This is a genomic window from Acinetobacter sp. GW821-FHT01C12 (assembly GCF_059422625.1).
Genome location: NZ_JBWKXD010000003.1, coordinates 203,884 through 220,924, shown reverse-complemented (window position 1 = coordinate 220,924; position 17,041 = coordinate 203,884). Strand labels below are relative to the sequence as shown.

At 39.2% G+C, this 17,041-nt stretch carries 14 protein-coding genes; 6 read left to right on the top strand and 8 right to left on the bottom strand.

Annotated features, from left to right (window positions below; all coding sequences use genetic code 11):
• Window positions 1–19: 19 nt before the first annotated feature.
• The 4 genes from AC07WY_RS10265 to AC07WY_RS10250 all read right to left on the bottom strand — a co-directional run bounded on the left by AC07WY_RS10265 (window position 20) and on the right by AC07WY_RS10250 (window position 5,658).
• Window positions 20–943: an AEC family transporter gene (locus AC07WY_RS10265; RefSeq protein WP_262085127.1), complete on the bottom strand. Its 924-nt coding sequence runs from the start codon at window positions 941–943 to the stop codon at window positions 20–22.
• A 110-nt stretch (window positions 944–1,053) separates the two neighbouring features.
• Window positions 1,054–2,181 (bottom strand): NADH:flavin oxidoreductase/NADH oxidase, encoded by a 1,128-nt coding sequence (locus tag AC07WY_RS10260; RefSeq protein WP_262085126.1) that lies wholly within the window; start codon window positions 2,179–2,181, stop codon window positions 1,054–1,056.
• 19 nt (window positions 2,182–2,200) lie between these two features.
• Window positions 2,201–4,339: a TonB-dependent receptor domain-containing protein gene (locus AC07WY_RS10255; RefSeq protein WP_494736320.1), complete on the bottom strand. Its 2,139-nt coding sequence runs from the start codon at window positions 4,337–4,339 to the stop codon at window positions 2,201–2,203.
• 20 nt (window positions 4,340–4,359) lie between these two features.
• Window positions 4,360–5,658: a carbohydrate porin gene (locus tag AC07WY_RS10250; RefSeq protein WP_262085124.1), complete on the bottom strand. Its 1,299-nt coding sequence runs from the start codon at window positions 5,656–5,658 to the stop codon at window positions 4,360–4,362.
• A 389-nt stretch (window positions 5,659–6,047) separates the two neighbouring features.
• On the opposite strand from AC07WY_RS10250, the gene mutM reads away from it, so the two are divergent.
• Both mutM and AC07WY_RS10240 read left to right on the top strand, forming a co-directional pair.
• Window positions 6,048–6,899 carry a bifunctional DNA-formamidopyrimidine glycosylase/DNA-(apurinic or apyrimidinic site) lyase gene (gene mutM / locus AC07WY_RS10245; protein WP_262085123.1) on the top strand — a complete coding sequence of 284 codons (852 nt, stop codon included), beginning with the start codon at window positions 6,048–6,050 and terminating at the stop codon, window positions 6,897–6,899.
• The gene (locus tag AC07WY_RS10240; protein ID WP_004819160.1) at window positions 6,896–7,180 is read left to right on the top strand and encodes a peptidylprolyl isomerase; all 285 of its coding nucleotides are present in this window, start codon (window positions 6,896–6,898) and stop codon (window positions 7,178–7,180) included. Before mutM ends, AC07WY_RS10240 begins: the two co-directional genes overlap by 4 nt.
• A gap of 255 nt (window positions 7,181–7,435) precedes the next feature.
• Here the strand turns inward: AC07WY_RS10240 and AC07WY_RS10235 are convergent, their stop codons facing one another.
• The 3 genes from AC07WY_RS10235 to typA all read right to left on the bottom strand — a co-directional run bounded on the left by AC07WY_RS10235 (window position 7,436) and on the right by typA (window position 10,676).
• Window positions 7,436–8,074 (bottom strand): hypothetical protein, encoded by a 639-nt coding sequence (locus tag AC07WY_RS10235; protein ID WP_096733220.1) that lies wholly within the window; start codon window positions 8,072–8,074, stop codon window positions 7,436–7,438.
• 141 nt (window positions 8,075–8,215) lie between these two features.
• Window positions 8,216–8,647, bottom strand: coding sequence for a large conductance mechanosensitive channel protein MscL (gene mscL, locus AC07WY_RS10230; RefSeq protein WP_004723003.1), 432 nt, complete (start codon window positions 8,645–8,647; stop codon window positions 8,216–8,218).
• Between the two features lie 193 nt (window positions 8,648–8,840).
• Window positions 8,841–10,676 (bottom strand): translational GTPase TypA, encoded by a 1,836-nt coding sequence (gene typA, locus AC07WY_RS10225; protein WP_004723004.1) that lies wholly within the window; start codon window positions 10,674–10,676, stop codon window positions 8,841–8,843.
• Window positions 10,677–10,850: 174 nt separating this feature from the next.
• Between typA and AC07WY_RS10220 the strand changes: the two genes are divergently transcribed.
• The 4 genes from AC07WY_RS10220 (at window position 10,851) to AC07WY_RS10205 (ending at window position 16,392) form a co-directional block, all read left to right on the top strand.
• On the top strand, window positions 10,851–12,224 hold the full coding sequence (locus AC07WY_RS10220; RefSeq protein WP_494736319.1) for a uracil-xanthine permease family protein: 1,374 nt from the start codon (window positions 10,851–10,853) through the stop codon (window positions 12,222–12,224).
• 69 nt (window positions 12,225–12,293) lie between these two features.
• A complete protein-coding gene (locus AC07WY_RS10215) occupies window positions 12,294–13,325 on the top strand; it encodes a methyltransferase (protein WP_262085122.1) in 1,032 nt (343 codons plus the stop codon).
• Between the two features lie 2 nt (window positions 13,326–13,327).
• Complete coding sequence (locus AC07WY_RS10210; RefSeq protein WP_004723010.1) at window positions 13,328–14,791, top strand: amino acid permease; 1,464 nt, start codon at window positions 13,328–13,330, stop codon at window positions 14,789–14,791.
• A 395-nt stretch (window positions 14,792–15,186) separates the two neighbouring features.
• Window positions 15,187–16,392: an RtcB family protein gene (locus AC07WY_RS10205; protein WP_419334997.1), complete on the top strand. Its 1,206-nt coding sequence runs from the start codon at window positions 15,187–15,189 to the stop codon at window positions 16,390–16,392.
• Window positions 16,393–16,467: 75 nt separating this feature from the next.
• Here AC07WY_RS10205 and AC07WY_RS10200 read toward each other — a convergent pair whose 3' ends face one another.
• Window positions 16,468–16,998, bottom strand: coding sequence for a cysteine peptidase family C39 domain-containing protein (locus tag AC07WY_RS10200; RefSeq protein ID WP_262085120.1), 531 nt, complete (start codon window positions 16,996–16,998; stop codon window positions 16,468–16,470).
• Between the last annotated feature and the right edge of the window lie 43 nt (window positions 16,999–17,041).

Sequence of the window (17,041 nt, the reverse complement as noted above, 5' to 3'; positions counted from 1 at the left end):
CTCGCAAGAGAGTATTTTTTTACCACCAAACACCAATCAAAACACTCACCACAATAAAACTCAATAAAGTACTAATCATCAATGGTGTCAGTGCTTTTTCATTTAAACCATAGACTTGCCCAAAAATTCCAAATATAGAAGGCATAGGCAAAGCCGCAATCAAGGTACCTGCATAAATCATCTTTTGATCCAAATCGGTTAAATGAGTCAAGCCTAAATAAACCAATATCGGCATACAGATATTTTTAGAAACCACCAAATAAATAGTTTGCAGATTAAGTGATTGAATCGTAATCCCAACCATCCCACCACCAATAATAAATAACGCTAAAGGTGAGGCAGTCTGACCTAACAAGGCAAATACTTGGTCTAATACATGTGGAATTTGAATTTCGAAGATCGCACAGCTCATGCCAATCATCACTGACAAGAACAATGGGTTTTTTAATAAAGTCAGAAATGTTGTTTTTAAAATAGCGGCTAAATTGGCTTGTCTTTGTCGCCCTATTTCTGCCAAGGTTAACATCAGCGGTACAAGAAATACGCTTTCAATGATCACAATCAGTGAAATATAAATCATGGCTTCACTACCCATCAGCAAAGTCAAAATTGCTGCGCCCAGTAACCCGGTATTGGACATTGATGCGCCTAGTGAAAATACAGAAGCATGGGTAAAATGGTTGTTAAAAAGCTTTTGCCCTAAAATAAAGGCCAAAATAAATAGACTAAAAGTGACGCCTGCATAAACAAAGAAATAAGCAGGATACCAAATCTCATGTAAATCTTTTGCAGCCAGTGCATGAAGTAATAAAGCAGGCAATGCAATTTTGATTACAAAAGCACCAATTGCAGTAATTTGCTCTTTAGAGATCAATTGGATTTTGACAGATATAAAACCCAAAAATAGCAGGAAAAATACTGGAAAAATTACCGAAAAAATCATTCAAGCCGTTCCTTTTCCAGATCATACAAATAAAGATATATCCTAGAATATATCTTTATTCAGTTTAAATACGTTTAAAGAATAATGAGTGAATCAAAACTGTTATGCCATCAATATGCTGAGAACAAATCTTTGATTCCATGCGGCTGACAACGTAAATATTGTGGTGCAATCGAGATTTTCGCACCCAATTTTGCTGCAGCATGCCAAGGCCAGCGTGGGTCATATAAAATCGCTCTTGCCAATGCAATTGCATCTGCTTCGCCTTGTTGAAGGATCTGTTCAGCTTGCTCAGCTTCGGTAATTAAGCCTACTGCAATTACAGGAATATTCACCTGTTTTTTAATCGCATTTGCAAAAGGCACTTGGTAATTTGCACCCACTTTAATATCTTGTTGAATATGTAATCCCGCAGAGGATACATGGATATAAACAGCACCAAGTTGCGCTAAAGCTTTTGATAAGCCAATACTTGATTCAACATTCCAGCTATTTTCTGCATCCATCCAGTCAGTTGCAGAAATACGTACACCTACAGGGTAGTCAGTTGGTACAACTGCTCGAATGGCTTGAAAAACTTCTAGTGTAAAACGAATACGATTTTCAAAACTTCCACCATATTCATCAGTTCGGTGATTAGATAACGGCGACATAAATTGATGCAGTAAATACCCATGCGCTGCATGAATTTCAATCAGTGAAAAACCAGCGTCTACAGCACGAATCGCCGCTTGCGCAAAGTCTTGAATAATTATTTTAATTTCATCAATGGTTAATTCATGCGGGGCAATATCATTCGGGCTAAAAGCAATATCACTGGCTGATACAGTTTGCCATCCATGTTCATGATCTGGCGCAATCTGACCTTTCCCCTGCTTGACCAACCAAGGCTTTTCAGTCGAAGCTTTACGGCCTGCATGCGCAAGCTGAATAGCAAAAGGTGTTGGAGCAATACTTTTTACCTTATTGAGTAAAGCTTTGATTTGATCCCGTTGCGTATCATTCCAAAGTCCTACATCGGCATAACTGATCCGCCCTTCGGCTTGAACCGCTGTTGCTTCAATAATACATAAGCTCGCACCTGACAAAGCGTAATTTGCCCATTGCTGTTCATGCCAATAGGTCACTTCACCTTGATCTGTTGCCGAATATTGACACATTGGCGCAATAATAATTTTATTGCTGAGTGAGAGTGAACCAAATTGAATAGATTCAAATAACTTTGGTTGAGCAGACATAAATTATTTTCCCAATGAATTAGAACTGTTTGGTGACACTGAGTCCTGCACTCCAGTTAATACCATCAGCAGGTTCAAAGAATCGACTATTACCATCATTCACAATGACTGAACCGACGTAATTTTTATCGAATAAATTATCAACTCGAGCAAAACTACGCACTTTCCAATCGTTGTTTTTCCAGATATAACCGACATTCATACTGGTTACTGTATAACTTGGTGCAGTATCTGTATTGAGATCGTCTACATAGATTTTATCCATATATCGAACATCGACACCTGCATTAAAGCCCTGCTCAGGCAACCAGCCGAAAGATACAAAGGCTTGGTTTTTTGCAATTCCGGGAATGTAATTGCCACTTTGGATAACTTTTTTAGGATCTGTGTTGGGAATGTCTGCATCAAATGTTGCATCAAGGAAACTATAACTGGCTTGAGCTGTTAAATTCTTCCACAACTTTTTATTCCAAGACAGCTCTACCCCTTGGCGTAGTGTTTTATCTGCATTTTGATAGGTTGCACGTCCATTGAGTGTTCCCGCAGAAACGATGTCATCTTGAGTATTACTTTGGAAAACTGCGGCGGTAAAATTACCTAGACGATTTTGTGCTTTTAAACCAAGTTCATAGTTATCACTGGTTGAAGGTTTAAGCGCAAAGTTAATCCCTGCCGTTCCTTCTGTTGGATAGGCCATTTCGGTAAAGGTTGGTGTTTCAAAGCCTTTGGCATAACTGATATAAGTACTAAGGTCTGGAGTAACTTCCCAAGTAAAGGCAGCTGATGGGAGCAGTTTTTGATAATCGGTTTGACCGCTGTCATCGCCATTCAAACCAATGATGTAGTGATCTTTCGACTCATAATGGACATTGCTATAGCGTAACCCTGTATCTAGACGTACAGTCGGCAAAAATTGCCAAGCTGCCTGTAAATATGGATCTAAATTCCATAAAGTATTTCGTTCATCACGGCGTAAGTTGCCTTTTACCCCATATTCGCCCTTGGCATTAAAATTCTCATACCCTTGACGATCTTCATTCATCGCATCATAAGCCAAGCCTGCACTGATCCGTGTATTCGGTAATAAGTCTTTGCCAGTCCAACGTAAATCAGCACCATAAAAATCTCGTTCGAAATCAATCACTCCACCTGCATGACGTGGATTCTTTTGAGCAGAACTTGGAATAGACTGGTATTGAGTCACTTCACGATGACCAATATAAGCCATACTATAAAGCTCTTGTTGATCATTCAGGGGCTTAGTCCAATTGATACCTGTCTGTGTTTGGTTAATATCTTTACGAACATCATAGATATTTTTACTGTCATTAACCTGTTTAGGATTTTGCTTCCATTGCTCACGAGTCAAACCTTGTGGATCATCAGCGGAAATATCTACATGATTGATCAGCCAATTGATCTTAGAACCATCATCTAAGTCCCACGTGAGTTTGGCATTGCTCAACACTTTTCTTGCGGCACTGTGGTCACGATAACCATCGGTATCAAAATAAGAAGAACTGATCACATAGCTCGGTTCATTGGCCTTATCTGCACCACCTTGTAAGGTGATGTCAGCGCGGCCTTTATTATTACTGCCACCTGAATATCCTAACTCGACCGAATCACGCCCTGTTCCTTCTTTGGTCGTGGTGAGAACAGTCCCCCCAGAGGAGTTTCCATACAGTGATGAAAAGGGCCCACCAAGCACTTCAATATGATCTAAGCTCGTTAAATCAATATTTGAAGTTTGGCCTTGTCCGTCTGGCATCGTCGCAGGAATCCCATCGACATAAAGACGAATTCCACGGACCCCAAAAGTTGAACGTGCGCCAAATCCGCGCATAGACAGTTGTAAGTCTTGGGCATAATTTTCACGATTATTGAGCTGTAAACCCGGAATACCTTTGAGTGTTTCAGTGAGGTTTACCCCAATATTATTTTGACTTTGTTGTTGATCGACTCTATATACCGATGCTGGGGTGTTTAATATGCTGGTATCTGAACGTGTTGCTTCAATTTTGATGGTTGGAAGTTGCTGAGTAGAATCTTGCTGAATGGAATCTTGAGATTCCACTTCAGCATATAAACTCTGTGTGATACATACCGTTAAGCAAAGTAGTGTTGTATTAATTTTTAGATGTTTCACTCTTTGCATAAAGGTGTCCTCGGGTGGTATTAAAAAATAATTTTAGACCCCAAGCCAACGACAAACGCATTGTCCACCTGATTGGTTGCACCAGGATGTACCACATACTGCACTAAAGGACGAAGCATGAACCATTTGGCAGGGTAATATGAGTAATTCAACTCAACATTATACTCTGCATCTTCATTCAACTGTCTTAAATTTGTTCCTAAGCGAGCACTATTCACATAATTAGTATACCGATCATTCAAATGTACCCGATTTACCGCCAAACCAAGAATATCGTTTGGTTGAGCATCAAACAGACCATAGTATTTTAGGCCAAGTTGCTGTGAATCATTTACGGCTGTCGTCGTACGATCATGAATGGTGAAATTACCAAAACTGTGTAAACCACGTTTCCCCTCTCCAGTTGAAGTCAATTGCTGTTCAAATGCAATCCAACCGCCATATGTTCGATCTTCAGCCTTAGTTCCTGCTTTATAAGCAACATCGTACTGATTTTTAGCCTCATCAGCAGTATTGTAAAGCGTACCAATACGATAACTGCCTGGTAAATTATTCACACCCTGCTTAGGTGACCACACCACTTCAGAAAGAATATTGACACCATCGGCATGCTTTGTATCCAAATTCCAGCCTTGACGCTCTAAAGCATTATCAGGGTTGTATTCAAACACCCCCACTTGTGCAAATAGTTCAGGATTGATGTGATATTTTAAGCGTGCGCCCCATTGTGAGACTGGTGTGTTATACCAAAGCTTACCTTGCCATTTCCCCATCTGTGCTGCACAAAATGCATTGCCTTGGAAATCACAAGCCATGGTATTGAATTCAGTACCTAAACCCATACGACCTAAACGCAAGCTTAGTCCTTGATCCTTAAAATTCTTTTCTATATATAATTCGCTGAGACGGCTCCCTGAATTACCACGTCCCCAATTGGCTTGCGAGTTTGCCCATTGTGGTGCATCTGGTGCTTGAATGCCTCTGAGTGAAGTACTTTCACCTTGACGTGCTGTAACTAAAGCACGAATAGTCACATCATTCCAACCCGCCAGTTTCCCCATATCCAAGGTTGTACCCAGTCCGAATTGTGTCGCAAATGTTGGCGCTTGGTGCGCATCATAACCACCATCAGCGAGATATGAACTGTCCATGGCAATGGTGCCATCAAATTTGATTCCCTTTTCTGCAAGTTCAGTCCGACTCCCATTCCAATCACCCGTCATGGTTGAACCGTGTAAATTAAACGCATCTTCAGCTGATGCAAAAGACATCATGCTACATGCAGAGATTGCCAATAAAGGATAAGCAATTTTTTTCATGGGAAAGCCTAATCAGGAACAAAACGAATAAAGATAAACCAGTCAACACTCAATCACTTTAGCCGTCTAAATTTAATAGAAAGTTCCAGCTTTAAAATGACTATTTTTCCTGAAATATCGAGATAAAAAGAATTATTTCAGTAAACAATTCACTAGAAATTTACACATTTTTTTACATATAACTATCAGATATTTTTTATCAATTGGAAAACTTTATTTTATTAATAAACTTTATTTTAAATAACAATCACTTAAAAACAATAATTCAATCTTATTCAACGATCATATCCATAATTTTAACCTAAAGTCGTAGGCTCAACGCAACCGCCCTTTAACGCAATGCAATTCTTGCATACAATATTCAGTCCTCACACCAATGTGACAAGTGCATGCCTGAATTACCAGAAGTTGAAACAACAAAAGCCAGTTTACTCCCCCTGATCGACCAGAAAGTTCTTCATGTTCAAGTGCGTGAGTCACGGTTACGCTGGCCTATACCCGAAGATATTCAACAACTTCAAGGTCAAAAACTCGTTCGCTTAACGCGTCGTTCAAAATACATTTTGGCAGAGTTTGAAACCCATAGCATGTTATGGCATTTGGGTATGTCAGGTAGTTTTAGAATCTGTGATGAACATGAAGCACTTAGAAAGCATGACCATCTGATCATTCAGTTTGAAGACACACAGCTGCGCTATCATGATCCTCGACGTTTTGGTTGTATCATTTGGCTGAATGAGGAAAGTCAAACAAAATTGATTGATACTTTAGGGCCTGAACCATTGAGTGATGAATTTCATGCCGAATATTTAGCAGAAAAGTTTAAAAATAAAAATGTCGGCACAAAAGTTGCAATCATGGATAATCATATTGTTGTGGGTGTAGGCAATATTTATGCAACCGAAAGCTTATTTAATTTAGGGATTCATCCGGCACAGCCTGCTTCGAGTTTGACGAAAGCACAAATTCAAAAATTGGTTATCGAAATTAAACGTATTTTAAAGCAAGCGATTGATTTGGGTGGTTCAACCTTAAGAGACTATAGCAACGCCATGGGTGAGAATGGCTACTTTCAGCAGACCTTATTGGCTTATGGTCGTGCGGGTGAGATGTGTATTAACTGTGAAACCACTTTAGAAAATCTAAAGTTAGGACAAAGAGCCAGTGTGTTTTGCCCACAATGCCAGCCATTAAAGATCGCGAAGAGCATCCCACAAAAACCACGAGGAAAAAGTAAATGAAAACTGCAATCGTTCGACATATTCTCGTCAAAGATAAGGACTTGGCTGAACAACTTAAGAAGAAGATCCATGATGGCGCTGATTTTGCCAAAGTGGCTAAACAGCATTCCACATGTAATTCAGCAAAACGTGGTGGTGAACTGGGTGAAGTAAAAAAAGGACAGCTTGTTCCTGTGATTGATAAACTGGTATTTACCGCTGCTGAACGTGTACTTCATGGTCCAGTAAAAAGCCAATTCGGCTTTCACTTGGTTGAAATTAAATTTCGCATGGATTTTTAGTTTAAAGATTTACATTCTTGGTATGAAGTTGAAAGGATCTCTCCCTATTCGGTGACGCTCAAATTAGAGTCATACCAACCACCACCATCACTGAAGCTAAATTAAAATACTTTTGCTTTTCGATCATTCAGGCTTTCAAAGTGTGTCTATCACGTAGCGCAATGACAAGGATGTTAATATTTGCTTTAAACCTTATTGTTTATTAAGACAACAAAACAATAAAAATCTGAGCTGTTCTCGTTAATTCAAACCCTCCTATATTTTTGAATCAATTTGCTCAGGTTTAAATTCATGGATAAACTTCGCATAATCATCAATATATGATCTAAATGCTTCCTCCCGAGTGGTAAAGTAAAATATTTCATTGCCATTTCTAACGATGGTTTCAGGAGATTTACCATTACAGTACCCTCCTGCTGAATAGACAGCAGACTTAAGCATTTGAAAGCTTTGTTCAGCAAGCTGTTCATCCTTAAAAGCAAAAACCAGCAAAACAAAATCTGGGCGATATTGTTTTTCATCACCTAACTTAACTTTACTGATTGCCTTATAAGAGCGGATGCCCTCACCTTTTACTTGAATCACTTTATTCAGAGAACAATCATTTTCAGACCAAGAGCTACCACTGTCTTTTTCTATAAACTCAAAATTGGCTTTTAATAAACGTGTTTGTAGGGCCAACAGTAATGTTTCATTTTCATCTACCGAGTCGGTTTCTATAGTGACGTAGCGGGTATCTTCATTTGGCATTTCATTAAAAGTTAAACCACTAGCAGGTCGGCTTTGGTCCGCTTGCGTAGATGTTGGAGTATCAGCGGATTGCTGCTCTTTTGGATGCTCTGAACATGCATACAAACTGATAAGTATTGCCATAATCCCTATGTTTTTTTTCATCAGCCCCATCTCTATTTTCTTGCTTGCATAAAAAACGGTACTTGATCGTACCGTTTCATTCAACTCTTTTACAATGATTTAATAGCTTTATCAGGCTTTAGACATATTAAAATACTGTAATTTGAATCAATTTGATGAAGATTAAGCTTCAGGGCGTTTCTTTAATTCATCACGAATTTCACGCAGTAATGCAATATCTTCTGGTGTAGCAGCTGGAGCTTCTTCAGCAGGTTTACGGATTTTATTGAGGAATTTAACCAACAAGAAAACCACCCACATTAAGATCAGAAAGTTCAATACAATTGTGATGAAATTACCATAGGTCAGTACGTTAATCCCGGCTTTGGTCAATTCATCCAATGATGAAAGGTTATTTGGGTTATCGCCAAGTACGACAAATTTTTGAGTAAAATCAACACCACCACCCGTAATCACTGTGATTAAAGGCATAATCACGTCTTTCACTAATGAGTCGATAATTTTATTGAAAGCACCACCAATGATGACACCAATTGCCAAATCCATCATATTGCCTTTAATGGCAAATTCTCTGAACTCTGAAAGAATACTCATACTTTAACTCCACGCCGATTTTGCGTATTTTTTATGTGACGAAGTATACATTATGTTTCAACATATATTTCCGCCTAATTTACTCGCTTTTTATTAAAAACCAATATCCTTTTACATTTATATAAAAAAACCGCAATTTATTAAAAAATTGCGGTTTTTTTTCTAGAAATTAAATTATTTCCAGTTTGAACGCTTAGCCACGTGAAGCACGTTTACGTTCATTTTCAGTTAAGAATTTTTTACGAATACGAACTGATTTAGGTGTTACTTCAACTAATTCGTCATCTTCAATAAATTCTAATGCTTGTTCAAGCGTGAATTTAATTGCAGGTGTTAACGTTAACGCTTCATCTGTACCAGATGCACGCATGTTAGTTAACTGTTTCGCTTTGGTTGGGTTCACAGTCATGTCGTCTGAACGAGAGTTCATACCCACGATCATACCTTCATAAACTTCTAACTGTGGTTCAGCAAATAGACGACCACGGTCTTGTAAAGTGAACAATGCAAACGCTAAGCAAGTACCGTTAACCATAGAGATCAACACACCGTTTTGACGTTTCGCAACTGCACCTTGTTTAGCTGTACCGTAATGCGAGAAGCTTGAAGTCATGATACCAGTACCAGAGGTAATGGTTAAGAATTCAGAACGGAAACCAATCAAACCACGTGATGGAACAGTCGCTTCAATACGGATACGGCCTTTACCGTCAACTTCCATATTGGTCAACTCACCTTTACGGTTACCCATTTGTTCCATTACAGAACCCTGATGTTGTTCTTCAACATCAAAAGTAACGTTTTCGTATGGTTCTTGAGTTTCGCCATCAACTTCTTTCATGATCACTTGCGGACGAGAAACACCCATCTCGAAGCCTTCACGACGCATTGTTTCAATCAATACTGAAAGGTGAAGTTCACCACGACCAGAAACTTTGAAACGGTCTGGACTGTCAGTATCTTCAACACGTAAAGCAACGTTATGGATCAATTCGCGATCTAAACGCTCACGGATATTACGTGAAGTTACAAACTTACCTTCTTTACCAGCAAAAGGTGAGTTGTTTACTTGGAATGTCATCGAAACTGTAGGTTCATCTACAGACAATGCAGGTAATGCTTCAACATTTTTAGGATCACAGATTGTGTCAGAAATGTTCAATGCATCTAAACCAGTGATACATACGATATCACCCGCTTGAGCAGAATCTACATCTACACGCTCTAAACCATGGTAACCCATAATTTTTAAGATACGACCGTTACGTGTCTTGCCATCTTTATCGATCACAGTCACTGGTGTATTGGTTTTTACTGAACCACGTTGAATACGGCCAACACCAATTACACCCACGAAACTATTATAGTCAAGTGATGAAATTTGCATTTGGAATGGACCATCAATATCAACTGCTGGTGGTTCAACGATATCTACGATTGTTTCGAACAACGGCGTCATATCTTCCGCTAATTCTTCAGGAGAAGGACCAGCAACACCACGTAAGCCTGAAGCATATACGATTGGGAAGTCTAACTGTTCGTCACTACCGCCTAAGTTATCGAACAAATCAAATACTTGATCAATTACCCAGTCTGGACGAGCACTTGGCTTATCTACTTTGTTGATGATAACAATTGGCTTCAAACCACGAGCAAACGCTTTTTGTGTTACAAAGCGAGTTTGTGGCATTGGGCCTTCTTGTGAATCGACAAGAAGAAGTACGCAGTCAACCATAGACATTACACGTTCAACTTCACCACCAAAGTCAGCATGTCCTGGGGTGTCGACAATGTTGATGCGGTATTCAGTATTTGTACGCTTGTCTAACCATTTGATTGCAGTGTTTTTTGCAAGAATGGTAATACCGCGTTCAGACTCAAGCGCATTCGAATCCATAACACGCTCAATCTCACCCGCGCGGTCACCGAGTGCACCTGATTGTTGTAAAAGTTTGTCGACAAGAGTCGTTTTACCATGGTCGACGTGCGCGATGATGGCAATATTACGGAGAGTTTTAATATCAGACATGTAAATTCGATACGCTTTAAATTTGAGGGCAAATTATACAGAAAAATCTTAACTTTTAGTAGTGACAGTTTATTGACAGTTACAAGTTTTTTTCACAACAGCAGGCTTTTTATTTTGTAATAGTGTGTAAAGCGATTAGAATAGCGCCATCTTGCCACTTCCAATTGCTGTGCCATGTCCAATTCTAACCCCTCTCCCAATCATAAACAGGCTCAAATTGATCTTGTTTATGGTCTAGATGATCGCCCAAAACCACTCATCGCTTTTTTTGCGGCTTTGCAACATTTACTTGCGATTATTGTTCCAATTGTAACACCCGGTTTACTAATTTGTTTAGCTTTAGGTGTTTCTCCTCAAGATACCAATATGATTCTTTCCATGTCATTGGTGATTTCTGGGGTGGCAACATTCTTACAATGTAAAAAAATTGGACCCTTTGGTGCAGGCCTCCTGATTGTCCAAGGCACAAGCTTTAACTTTATAGGTCCAATGATTGGGATTGGTTCTGCCATGGTTGCTGCGGGCACACCAGTAGAAGCGGTTATGGCATCTATTTTTGGTGTGGTCATTGCTGGCTCATTTATTGAAATGGGTGTTTCGCGTATTTTACCTTGGGTAAAAAAACTGATCACACCCTTGGTTACAGGGATTGTGGTGCTATTGATTGGTTTAACCTTAATTAAAGAAGGTTTAATCAGCATGGGTGGCGGTTACCAAGCCATGGAAAGTCATACGTTTGCCAGTGCCGACAATCTCATCATGTCATGTACAGTGTTGGCAATTATCGTTCTTCTCAATCGCTTTAAAGTGGTTTGGGTGAAAAGTTCTGCAATTCTGATTGCTTTAGTCATTGGCTATATTCTTGCGGGTTTTATGGGCTATTTGGATTTTTCTGGTTTAAAAGATGCTCCATTGATTCAAATTCCGACACCAATGCATTTTGGAATTAGCTTCTCATGGAGCTTATTTATTCCTATGGCGTTTATTTATCTTGTCACGTCTTTAGAAGCAATCGGCGATGTTACTGCAACCTCTAAAATTTCAAATCAGCCTGTAGATGGCCCAGTGTGGATGGAACGAATTAAAGGTGGTGTATTGGTCAATGGTGCCAACTCTTTCCTTGCAGGGATCTTCAACACATTCCCAAGTTCTGTCTTTGCACAAAATAACGGTGTAATTCAGTTGACGGGTGTTGCAAGTCGTTTTGTTGGGATTTGGATTGCAATCCTGCTCATCATTCTGGGATTATTCCCTGCTGTTGCTGGTATCATTCAGGCGGTACCGCAAGCGGTACTGGGTGGTGCGGTTATGGTAATGTTTGGTGCAGTTGCTGCTTCAGGCATTAACATTTTATCGGGAATTCAACTAGACCGTCGTGCGTTATTGATTATTGCAATCTCTTTGGGTCTCGGCCTAGGGGTTGCACAAGTTCCTCAAATTTTGGAACATTTGCCAGAATTACCGCGTAATATTTTTAGTTCTGGTGTCGCAACTGGCGGGCTAGCTGCATTAATTTTGAATTTAGTTTTACCCGAAACTAAAAAATAATAAATCTATTCTTTATAATGCCCAGCTTAGACTGGGCATTGCGCTAATTTTTATTGATGGATGGTGAATATGGAGCCAAAAAGCGAAGTTGTCATTCGACAGCATGACTACCTTTCTGGACGCGTGCTATTTGTAAATGCAGCAACGGATGATCTACTTTCTAATTTAGCTCATAACATCGAAGCAAGCATTTGGACTTGGAATTACAATGAGTTTCAATATTTTCAGAATCAGCAGGCAACGGTACATTTTGGTACTGACCTGCCAGAAGCTGAATTTGATCAGGCTGTTGTTTTTGTTCCAAAATCAAAAGAGCTACTCAACTATATCTTGCACAATTTAGTCAGTCGTTTAGCTGTTGGCGCTTCGATTTTCTTGGTTGGAGAGAAAAAAGGTGGGGTAGAACGTGCTGCAAAACAACTCCAGCCTTATGGTCGAGCCATCAAGCTTGATAGCGCACGTCATTGTCAAATGTGGCAACTCACCACAGATAAAACCGTAACAGCAAAGCCATTAGCAGAATGGGCGCAAGTCTATAATGTTCCAACACCTGCTGGAGAACTTAGCATTTGTGCACTCCCTGGTGTATTTAGCCAAAATCGTCTAGATATTGGAACTGCAGTGCTTTTACCTTATCTCAAACAAGTGACGTCTGGAAAGATTGCGGACTTTGGTTGTGGTGCAGGTGTCATCAGTGCTTATCTGAGTAAACTTAATCCGAAAAATCGTATTTTTGCTTTAGATGTCGATGCTTTTGCTTTAGCATCAACGCAAATGACTTTTGAAAAAAATAATTTACCTTTAGAACAACTTGAAATAAAAGCAGTCACAGGGATTGAAGATGCGCCATTGTTCTTACACGCCATTGTGAGTAACCCTCCATTTCACCAAGGTATTCAAACAGATTACAATGCCAGTGAAACGTTATGTAAAACTGCGAGACGACATTTAAAATCAGGTGGTGAATTATGGATTGTGGCAAACCGCTTCCTAAATTACCCATTACTCATTGAGCAGAGTTTTAGTCAATGTACGACTAAAGCAGATCAACAAGGCTTTAAAGTGCTGTTCGCCAACACTCAAAAAAGTAGTAAGGAATAACGATGAGCGAAACAGATCATCCTCAACTCCAGCGTAAGCTTGGAGCACGACATTTAAACATGATCGCCATTGGCGGTTCTATTGGTACAGGGTTATTCCTTGCTTCGGGTCAAACGATTGCCACCGCTGGACCTGGTGGTGCATTACTTGCTTATGTTCTGATTGGTATCATGATTTATTTCTTGATGACCAGTTTAGGTGAACTTGCAACCCACAATCCAACATCAGGCGCATTCTTTACCTATGGTAATAAGTATGTAGAAGAAGGTTTTGGTTTCGCACTCGGTTGGAACTACTGGTATAACTGGGCCATTACCGTTGCATTTGAATTGGTTGCCGTTCAATTCATCATGAAGTTTTGGTTTCCAGACATCCCCGGCTTTTGGTGGAGTGCGCTATTCCTTGCGATTATCTTCTGTATCAATGCCTTAACTGTAAAAGGCTTTGGTGAAAGTGAATTTTTATTTTCACTGGTTAAAGTGATTGCCATCATCTTCTTTATTGTCATTGGCTTATTCATGATTGGTAAAATCATGTTAGATCCAACAGATTCAATTACCAAGAATTGGACCGTTGGTGAAGCGCCATTTGTTGGTGGCTTTCAAGCCTTAGTCGGTGTGGCCATGATCGCTGGATTCTCGTTCCAAGGGACAGAGATGGTCGGTGTTGCAGCAGGTGAATCTAAAGATCCGAAAAAAACCATTCCAATCGCTATTAAACAAATTTTTTGGCGTATTCTCTTATTTTATATCTTGTGTATCTTTATCATTGGTACATTGGTTGCGTATACAGATCCAAACCTTGCACTTGCTGCGGAAGGTGATGGAAACATTACCCTGTCACCATTTACCCTGTTATATGAAAAAGCAGGTTTAGCATTTGCAGCAGGCTTAATGAATGCGGTGATTTTGACTGCAATTATGTCTGCAGGTAATTCAGGTATGTATTCATCAACACGTATGTTGTTTGATATGGCACGTGAAGGTAAAGCACCACGAGTTTTCTCTAAACTCGATCTTCGCGGTGTACCCATGAATGCACTATATGCAACAACGGCAATTGCGGCACTGTGTTTCTTAACCACCTTTATTGGTGAAAGTGTCGTGTTTACGTGGTTGCTAAACATGTCAGGTATGTGCGGTTTTATTGTCTGGTTAGGTATCGCAATCTCACATTATCGTTTCCGTAAAGGTTATTTGGCTCAAGGCTATAAACTTGAAGATCTTGCTTATCGTGCAAAATTCTTCCCTTTTGGTCCATGGTTTGCCTTTATTCTTTGTGCCATCATTATACTTGGCCAAAATGCAGAAGCTGTGCTTGATGGAAAATGGATGAGTGTGTTGTCTACGTATATTAGTATTCCGCTGTTCCTTGTTATCTGGCTTGGCTATAAGTGGAAACACAAATCTAAATTGATCGCTTATGATCAGATGGATGTACAACCCATTCAAGTCGAAAAAGAGTAAATCACTTGATGTTAATAAAGCAGCTTTTTAGCTGCTTTATTGTTTTTTATAATAGCAATTCAACGTGAATTAAAAATTAATTTGCTATGTTTCATTGACAAAGTTTTTTTTCTTTATAGAATAACGCTCATTGGATCATTTCCAACCAGAATTTTCACCTTTGATTTTAAATCAAAAAGTAGAGGAGTACGACATGCACCAACTTGAGAAAACTTTAAATTAAGATTAAGCAGTCGTCTACTCACGGGCACTGAATTAATCAAAGTGTCCGAATGTCAGTCAAACCTAGCATTCGCTAGGTTTTTTATTGTCTTTAAAATTTGAATCGATCATTGCTTTGACAATAGTATTGTAACCGCCTTCGGACAATAAAAAAATTTGCTTCGAGAAAAAAAATGAGCATACAAATGATTTTAAACGCCAAAGCAGAATATGGCGTTCCTGTAAAAATTTATACAAAAGATGTGGATGAAGAAAGCCTAACGCAACTGCGAAAAATGGCACAATTACAATTTATTCATTCACATATCGCAGTGATGCCAGATGTACATTTGGGTAAAGGCGCAACTGTAGGAAGTGTTATTCCCACCAAGAATGCCATCATTCCTGCTGCGGTTGGCGTGGATATCGGTTGTGGTATGAATGCATTAAGACTTAGTTTAAAAGCATCTCAACTACCTGATAATTTAAGTACTTTACGCAATGCCATTGAAAGAAAAGTACCCGTCGGCTTTGAAATGCACAAACAAATCAAAGCTAAGTCTTCAACACTTTCACCCTTAGATAAAAAGCTCCAGCGTATTACAGACAAACACCCTGCTTTAAAACGCATGTTACGCAGTTTTGATGTTACATGGCAAAAGCAACTCGGGACTTTAGGTGGTGGTAATCACTTTATTGAACTGTGTATTGATGAAAATGATGATATCTGGGTCATGCTGCATTCAGGTAGTCGTGGCTTAGGTAATGTGATTGGCACTTACTTTATCGAACGTGCCAAGAAAGAAGCACAACATCGTTTTGGTCACGTGCCTGATAAAGACTTGAGCTACTTTGCAGAAGGATCGACAAATTTCGATGATTATGTGGAAGCTGTAGAATGGGCTCAAGAATATGCTTTTGAAAACCGACGTGAGATGATGCGTTTAATTTTAGAAGCAATTCGCCCTTTATTACCAAGTTTTCAAATGACCAAAGAAGCGATTAATTGTCATCATAATTATGTGCAGAAAGAACTTCACTTTGGTGAAGATGTCTTTGTTACACGTAAAGGTGCAATTCGTGCAGGGCTTGATGAATATGGGATTATCCCTGGTTCAATGGGCGCGCAATCTTTTATCGTTAAAGGCAAAGGTAATCCAGATTCGTTTTGTTCATGTTCACATGGTGCAGGACGTAAAATGAGTCGCTCTAAAGCCAAACACTTGTTTAATCAGCAAGATTTGATTGCACAAACTGCAGGCATTGAGTGTCGTAAAGATAAAGGAGTGGTTGATGAGATTCCAAGTGCCTACAAGGATATTCATCAAGTTATGGCCAATCAAAATGATTTGATTGATGTGGTTCATACACTAAAACAAGTATTGTGTATTAAAGGCTAAAGCTAAAATAACCCTCAATTTTGATCATAAATCTCAGTAAATTTCGATTTACTGAGATTTACATTTGCAATTGAATTAACAATAACGTACAGATGGAATATCGGGATAAATCACAATTGCTTGCTGACAAATTCCCTCAGCTAACCGTTGTTGCTCAAAGACTGCTTTCGGCATGGCATCAAAATTATCATAAAAACAAATTTCCTGATCATTTATCGAATAAACCAACGAATGATTTCCAATGCCTTCTAAAGTGTCATAAAAAACAATAACATTACACCCTTGTTCAATATAGGCTTGGATTTCTTGATAGCTTAACGCTGGACTAATCTGCACCCCTAACCTCTTCGCATCTTGATAACGGAGGATTTCTTTTTCATGAATATTTAAGTCTTCATCTGTATAAAAAGACAGATCAAAACCTAATTTTTTCAGCCCAATCGCTAAACCAATTGTAAAAGTACCATCCTCTGCATCGTGATGACAAAGTTTAACCAACTGTTGAATATCTAACTGAATTGAGTAATTTTGCAATAACATCCAAACAGCAAAAATACCGCAATTTGATTCGAGGTCTAATAAGGCTTTAGGCAGTTGCACGCTCATTCAATTTTCAAACTTGTAGAAATCACAATCAACAATTATAACG

Coding starts and splice junctions, on each gene's coding strand:
- mscL (WP_004723003.1), bottom strand. CDS start 8,647: ATGAGTATTCTTTCAGAGTTCAGAGAATTTGCCATTAAAGGCAATATG.
- AC07WY_RS10200 (WP_262085120.1), bottom strand. CDS start 16,998: ATGAGCGTGCAACTGCCTAAAGCCTTATTAGACCTCGAATCAAATTGC.
- mutM (WP_262085123.1), top strand. CDS start 6,048: ATGCCTGAATTACCAGAAGTTGAAACAACAAAAGCCAGTTTACTCCCC.
- AC07WY_RS10235 (WP_096733220.1), bottom strand. CDS start 8,074: ATGAAAAAAAACATAGGGATTATGGCAATACTTATCAGTTTGTATGCA.
- AC07WY_RS10260 (WP_262085126.1), bottom strand. CDS start 2,181: ATGTCTGCTCAACCAAAGTTATTTGAATCTATTCAATTTGGTTCACTC.
- AC07WY_RS10255 (WP_494736320.1), bottom strand. CDS start 4,339: ATGCAAAGAGTGAAACATCTAAAAATTAATACAACACTACTTTGCTTA.
- AC07WY_RS10220 (WP_494736319.1), top strand. CDS start 10,851: ATGTCCAATTCTAACCCCTCTCCCAATCATAAACAGGCTCAAATTGAT.
- AC07WY_RS10240 (WP_004819160.1), top strand. CDS start 6,896: ATGAAAACTGCAATCGTTCGACATATTCTCGTCAAAGATAAGGACTTG.
- AC07WY_RS10250 (WP_262085124.1), bottom strand. CDS start 5,658: ATGAAAAAAATTGCTTATCCTTTATTGGCAATCTCTGCATGTAGCATG.
- AC07WY_RS10210 (WP_004723010.1), top strand. CDS start 13,328: ATGAGCGAAACAGATCATCCTCAACTCCAGCGTAAGCTTGGAGCACGA.
- typA (WP_004723004.1), bottom strand. CDS start 10,676: ATGTCTGATATTAAAACTCTCCGTAATATTGCCATCATCGCGCACGTC.
- AC07WY_RS10205 (WP_419334997.1), top strand. CDS start 15,187: ATGAGCATACAAATGATTTTAAACGCCAAAGCAGAATATGGCGTTCCT.
- AC07WY_RS10265 (WP_262085127.1), bottom strand. CDS start 943: ATGATTTTTTCGGTAATTTTTCCAGTATTTTTCCTGCTATTTTTGGGT.
- AC07WY_RS10215 (WP_262085122.1), top strand. CDS start 12,294: ATGGAGCCAAAAAGCGAAGTTGTCATTCGACAGCATGACTACCTTTCT.